The 2,464-nt window shown below is 32.8% G+C and carries 4 protein-coding genes; all 4 read right to left on the bottom strand.

All coding sequences use genetic code 11. The annotated features are described in order from the left end of the window. Positions 1 to 779, bottom strand: a 779-nt coding sequence (locus Q9968_RS09415; RefSeq protein WP_305515781.1) for an ATP-binding cassette domain-containing protein, incomplete at its 3' end; no start/stop codon positions are given. Continuing rightward, positions 779 to 1,474, bottom strand: a complete 696-nt coding sequence (gene cbiQ, locus Q9968_RS09410; protein WP_305515779.1) for a cobalt ECF transporter T component CbiQ — start codon at positions 1,472 to 1,474, stop codon at positions 779 to 781. The genes Q9968_RS09415 and cbiQ, both read right to left, overlap by 1 nt. 41 nt (positions 1,475 to 1,515) lie before the next feature. Then, positions 1,516 to 1,803 (bottom strand): energy-coupling factor ABC transporter substrate-binding protein, encoded by a 288-nt coding sequence (locus Q9968_RS09405; RefSeq protein ID WP_305515777.1) that lies wholly within the window; start codon positions 1,801 to 1,803, stop codon positions 1,516 to 1,518. Positions 1,804 to 1,812: 9 nt separating this feature from the next. Beyond that, positions 1,813 to 2,464, bottom strand: a 652-nt coding sequence (gene cbiM / locus Q9968_RS09400) for a cobalt ECF transporter S component CbiM (RefSeq protein WP_305515775.1), incomplete at its 5' end; no start/stop codon positions are given.

Below are 2,464 nucleotides of genomic sequence, written 5' to 3'. Positions count from 1 at the left end.
GGATAATCATCTTCCATATCAAAGCCTTCCGCTTCAAGTTGTTGGAATAATTCAGTAACAATAGGAACTTTCAAATTGGCTTTCTTAAGAATTTCAGGTTGTGAAAAAATCTCTTTAGGAGTGCCTTCAGCAATTAATAACCCATCTACTAAAACAAAAATCCTTTTTGCATAATCTGGAACCAAATCAACTTCATGTGTTGAAATAATTATTGTAATGTTTTCTTGGTTAAGTTCTTTTAATAGGTTAGTTAAGTTTTCAACACCCTGCGGGTCAAGTCCAGCAGTCGGTTCATCTAAAACCATGATTTCCGGTTTCATTGCAAGAATGCCTGCAATTGCAACTCTTTTCTTTTGACCTCCACTTAAGTGATGAGGTGCCTTTTTTTCAAATCCTGACATTCCTACACGAGCTAATGCCTCTTCAACTCTGTCCTGTACCTCTTCCATAGGTAAACCTAAGTTTAAAGGTCCAAAAGCAACATCTTCCTCTACTGTTGGGGCGAAGATTTGATCATCAGGGTTTTGAAAAACAATTCCAACTTTTTGTCTGAATTTAAGTAAAGATTTTTTATCATACTTTAACTCTTCCCCATCAATAAAGACTTTTCCTTCATCTGGTTTGTAAATGCCATTTAAATGTAAAAATAATGTTGATTTTCCTGCACCATTTTTTCCTACAAGTGCAACCATTTCTCCTTTTTCAATTTTTAAGCTAACGCCGTTAAGTGCTTGGTAATCTGCATTATAAGAGTATTTTATATTTTTAACTTCTAACATTAATTATCCCTCTTTTTTGGTGTATAAACAGGCAATTCGCCAGTATAACCTCTTGAATCAAGAGAATGTTGTAATGTTTCACTTTTATCAAGAGATCTTAAAAATATTGTACTTACAAGTGCACCTAAAGATTTAAATGAATTCCAATAGGAATTATAACCTAATCTTGTTTCTTGTGCTTTTTGCATTGTGTCTATTTCATTTAAGAATATAAATATTGAATTATACATTAAAAGTGCAATTTCAATGAAAATTTTTGGAACTTTTAGAGTGGCTAAACAATGCAATATTTTCGCAACAGGTGTTGTTAGAGCTAAAAAACCTAATAACGGCAAACATCCAGCTACTCTAAAGAATGTGTAAACACCATAATGTAGAGAATCTGTTGTAACTACAATACCCCACAATCCAGTTTCATAAATTACTTCCCCCTTTCCAAAGAAGAATATTAAAAAGAAACATGTTATAATAACAAATGCCATGGGAATAGTTAAAAATTTAAAATATGAACGGTAGCTTATTTTAGCTATTGCTAAAATTACAATAGACATTACAATAAGGATAAAAATATCGAAATATAAATTATCAAGAGCCAATGTTAAAACTAACAAGAAAATTGTTAAAAACAATTTAAAATAAGGATTTGCTTCAGTTAGTTCATTATGATGCGCTATATAATCCATATCAAATTTCATAAAATCACTAAAAAAATAGAAAAAAGAGTAAAGAAGATTAATTATTCTTCTTTACCTTGTCCTCTCCAGTATCCAAAGAAGTAACCAATAATGATTGCCCCTATAGCTGCTTGAAGAGCGAATAATAAACTTTCAATTTCGCCACTAGGTGGTTCCCATATTGAAGAGAACCATGGTTTAAAACCAGATTGTTCTATAGCTTCACCAGCTGCATCATCAGAACCACCAAAGTATCCATCATCTTCTCCATGACCACTGAACATTACTAATGGTGCAATGAAGAGAATTATACAAACAACTGCTAATATTATTAATGTTGATGTTTTCATATTAATCACCTATGCTTCATTAGGAGCTAATGCACCGAGTTTGTTTAATAATTTAGGTTTGTAAGATTTTAATCTATCCCAAATAATTACAGTTAAAATACCTTCACCAATAGCCAATGGCACTTGAGTTACTGCAAAAATAGTTAAGAAGTTAGTTAATGAAGCTGCAAAACTAGGAGCAGGGAATGCGAAAGCTAATTGGAATGAAGTAGCTACGTAAGTTAATAAGTCACCTAAAAATGCTGCAAAGAAAATTGCAACAGTTGATGAAACATTAGCTTTAGTTAAACCTTTGTATACAATCCAAGCTATAATAGGACCTACGATACCCATAGAAACAATATTTGCACCTAAAGTGGTTAATCCACCGTGTGCAAGCAAAAGAGCCTGGAAAATAAGTACGATAGCTGCCAATACTGAGGTTACAGCAGGTCCGAATAATGCTGCACCTAATCCGTTACCACAAGGGTGAGAACAACTTCCAGTAACAGACGGTAATTTCAAAGATGATAAGATGAACATGAATGCTCCACTCACAGCAAGTAATGCTTTGGATTCAGGATTTTCATCTACGATTTTTCTAATTTGATAAATACCATAAGCAACGAATATTATTGCAACAACAAACCAAACAATACACCATTGTAATGGCAAATATCCT

It is taken from the genome of Methanobrevibacter sp. V14 (assembly GCF_963082475.1).
GTDB lineage: Archaea > Methanobacteriota > Methanobacteria > Methanobacteriales > Methanobacteriaceae > Methanocatella.
The sequence above is the reverse complement of the archived record's forward strand: the minus strand, read 5'-3'. Positions and strand labels throughout refer to the sequence as shown.